Origin of the sequence: Streptomyces flavovariabilis, assembly GCF_000725785.1 — a bacterium.
Taxonomy (GTDB): Bacteria; Actinomycetota; Actinomycetes; order Streptomycetales; family Streptomycetaceae; genus Streptomyces; species Streptomyces hawaiiensis.
Window position 1 is genome coordinate 1 of the sequence record NZ_JNXD01000065.1, and the last position, 4,056, is coordinate 4,056.

General features: G+C 74.5%; 1 pseudogene. It reads right to left on the bottom strand.

Features of this window, described 5'->3' with window-relative positions:
• Positions 1-4,056 (bottom strand): annotated as a pseudogene (locus IO24_RS45500) (type I polyketide synthase); the annotation flags it as partial.

Sequence of the window (4,056 nt, forward strand, 5' to 3'; positions counted from 1 at the left end):
CCGGGTGCCCGTACCGTGCGCCTCGACCGCGTCCACCTCGGCCGCCGTCAGCCCGGCATTCGCCAGCGCCTGCCGGATCACCCGCTGCTGCGACGGACCATTCGGCGCCGTCAGCCCGTTCGACGCACCGTCCTGGTTGACCGCACTGCCCCGCACCACCGCCAGCACCCGGTGACCATGACGCCGCGCGTCCGACAACCGCTCCACGAGGAGCACACCGGCGCCCTCGGACCAGCCCGTGCCGTCCGCCGCGTCCGCGAAGGACTTGCAGCGACCGTCGCGTGCCAGGCCCCGCTGCCGGGAGAACTCCACGAAGGTGCCGGGCGTGAACATCACCGTGACACCGCCGACGAGCGCGAGCGAGCACTCTCCCGAGCGCAACGCCTGCACGGCCATGTGCAGGGCGACGAGGGAGGAGGAGCAGGCGGTGTCGACCGTGACGGCGGGGCCCTCCAGGCCGAAGGTGTAGGCGATCCGGCCGGAGACCACGCTGCTGGACGTGCCGGTGCCGATGTAGCCCTCGACCTCGTCCGGGACGGTGTTCAGCCGGGCGCCGTAGTCGTGATACATGACACCGGCGAACACACCGGTGCTGCTGCCCTTCAGTGAACCGGCGTCGATGCCCGCCCGTTCGAAGACCTCCCAGGACGCTTCCAGCAGCAGTCGCTGCTGCGGGTCCATCGCCAGCGCCTCACGCGGCGAGATGCCGAACAGGCCGGGGTCGAAATCGCCCGCCCGGTAGAGGAAACCGCCTTCGCGGGCGTACGAGGTCCCGACGCGGGCCGGGTCCGGGTCGTACAGGTTCTCCAGATCCCAGCCGCGGTCGGCGGGGAACTCCCCGATGCCGTCACCGCCTTCGGCGACCAGCCGCCACAGGTCTTCCGGTGACATCACGCCGCCGGGGTAGCGGGCGCAGTCCGGTGGCCGTGTTGAGGCGGTTGCGGAGTTCGACGGCGGTCAGCGAGTCGAACCCGAGTTCCTTGAACGCCTTTGCGGGCGGCACCTCGTCGAGTCCGGCGAAGGCGAGCGCCGCGGCGGTCTCGGCGCGGACCAGGTCGAGTACGAGCCGTGCCCGTTCCGCTGCGGGCAACCGGGCCAGACGGTCGGCGAACGCTCCGGCGGCGGTGTCGGGGCCGGCGGTGTCCGCCGTGCGCCGGGCGGGGCCGCGGACCAGGCCGCGCAGCAGCGGGGACGGGGTCCCGGTGCGGCGCAGGGCGGACAGGGCGAGGCGGACCGGCACGGGTGCGGCGTCGGCTCCGGCGCAGGCCGCGTCGAACAGGGCGAGCCCCTCCTCGGCGGTGAGTCCGATCATTCCTGCGCGGCGCATCCGGGCAAGGTCGCCCTCGTCGAGGGTGCCGGTCATGCCCGTGTCGCCCTCCCACAGGCCCCAGGCCAGGGAGGTCGCGGGGAGCCCCTGGGCGCGGCGGTGCCGGGCCAGGGCGTCGAGGAAGGCGTTGGCGGCGGCGTAGTTGGCCTGACCGGGGCTGCCCACGACACCCGAGACGGAGGAGAACAGCACGAACGCGGACAGGTTCAGGTCGCGGGTCAGTTCGTGCAGGTGGACCGCGCCGTGCACCTTGGGCCGGAACACCCGGTCGAGGCGCTGCGGAGTGAGTGTGTCGATCAGGCCGTCGTCGAGGACGCCGGCGGCGTGCACCACGGCCGTCAGCGGGTGCTGGGCGGGAATGCCGGCCAGCAGCGCGGCGACGGCGTCGCGGTCGGCCACGTCGCAGGCCACGAGGGTCACCGTGGCGCCCAGGGCGGTGAGTTCCGCCTCCAGCTCCGGGGCGCCCTCGGCCCGGGCGCCGCTGCGACTGGCCAGCAGCAGGTGCCGTACGCCGTGCCGGGTGACCAGGTGCCGGGCGAACAGACCGCCCAGGGCGCCGGTGGCACCGGTGAGCAGGACCGTTCCGTCAGGGTCGGGTACCAGGCCGGTGACGGCCTCGTCGTGGGGCGCCCTGGCCAGTCGGGGGATCAGCAGGTCGGCGCCGCGGACGGCGAGTTGCGGCTCGGCGGACCGCGCGGCGGCCGTGGGCAGTGTTGCGGCGGGCGTCGCCGGGTCGGCGTCCACCAGCATCAGTCGGCCGGGGTGCTCCGACTGCGCCGAGCGCACCAGGCCCCACACCGCCGCCGCTTCGGGGGCACGCACGTCTCCGTCGCCGCTCGCGGCGACCGCGCCGCTGGTGACCAGCACCAGCCGGGAGGCGGTGAACCGGTTGTCGGCGAGCCACGCCTGCACCAGGTCCAGTACGGCACGGGCTACGTCGTAGCCGACGTCGGCGAGGGAGCCCACGTCCCCGGTGCCGGGGACGACACGGTGGACGACCGCCTCGGGGGCGGGCCGGCCGGCGTCGACCGCCGCGGCGAGGGCGCCCAGATCGGCGTACCGCTCCCCTCCCCCGGCCGGCACGCCGGATGCGGTCTGCTCCGCGACCAGCTCGACCCAGTCCCCGGTGGGGCCGGACAGCGGCTCCTCCGTGGCCGGCAGCGCGGTCCACTCCACCCGGAACAGGGCGTCGTGACGGCCGACGCGGGCCTGGGCCAGATGTTCCCCGGTGACCGGTCGCAGGACCAGCCGGTCCACGGACACCACGGGCCGGTCCAGGGTGTCGGCGATGTCCAGCGCGACGCCGTCGGTGCCGGCCGAGGACAGCCGGACCCGCAGGGCCGCGGCGCCGGAGGCGTGCAGCGATACGCCTCGCCACTCGAACGGCAGTTGGGGCCGGTCGGGTTCCGCCACCAGGTCGGCGAGGCCCAGCGCGTGCAGGGCGGCGTCCAGCAACGCCGGGTGCAGTCCGAACCGGGCGGCGTCCCCGGCCGCCCGTTCCGGCAGCTCGACCTCGGCGAACACCTCCCCGTCGACGCGCCACACGGCGCGCAGTCCCTGGAACACCGGGCCGTAGTCGAGGCCCAGGGCGGCCAGCCGCTCGTAGAAGCCGTCCAGTTCGACGGGCTCGGCACCGGTCGGCGGCCAAACCCGGGCGGCGGGCTCGGCGGGCGCCGTTGCCCGCGCCGCGGCGGACAGCAGGCCACCCGCGTGCCGGGTCCACGGCCGGTCGTCCGAGGCTGCCGGGCGGGAGTGCAGGGTCACCGGCCTGCGGCCGGACGCGTCGGCCGCGCCCACCTCGAGCTGGAGCTCCACCGCGCCCTGTTCGGGCACGATCAGCGGCGCCTCGAGGGTCAGCTCGTCCAGCCGGTCGCAACCGACCTGATCACCGGCCCGCAGGGCCAGCTCCACGAACGCCGTGCCGGGCAGCAGCACCGATCCGAGCACCGCGTGGTCCGCGAGCCACGGCTCGGCGTCGACGGCCAGCCTGCCCATCAGCAGCAGCCGGTCCTCGCTGGCCAGGGTGACTGCGGCACCCAGCAGCGGATGGTCCAGCAGGGCGACGCCACCGGGCAGTTCGCCCGTCCCCGGCAGCGCCTTGGCCCGCAGCCAGTACCGCTCGTGCTGGAAGGCGTAGGTCGGCAGGTCGACCGGCTCGGCCCCGCGGCCCTCGAAGAACGCCGCCCAGTCCACGGCAGTGCCCCGCACATGAGCCGCGGCGACGGCGGCGGTCACTGTGTCGTCCTCCGCGCGTCCACCGCGCAGCAGTGGCACACCGAGCACGTCGGCGTCGGCGGGCAGACAGTCCTGCCCCATCGCGGAGAGAACGCCGTCAGGTCCCAGCTCGATGAGCGTCCGCGCACCTTCCGCGGCCAGGGCCCGCATCCCGTCCGCGAAGCGCACCGCCTCACGGACGTGCCGCACCCAGTAACCCGGGTCGCACAGTTCCTCGGCGGTGGCCAGACGTCCGGTCACGTTGGAGACGACCGCGATACGCGGCGCCTGATACGACAGGCCCTCCGCGACCCGGCGGAACTCCGCCAGCATCGGCTCCATACGCGGCGAGTGGAAGGCGTGCGAGACCGTCAGTCGCTTGGTCTTGCGACCCTGCTGAGCGAACCCCTCGGCCTTCTCCAGGACTTGGTGTTCATCGCCCGATATCACCACGGAGGTCGGCCCGTTGACGGCGGCGATCGACAACGCGTCCAGGCCACCGAGCGCCTCGGCGA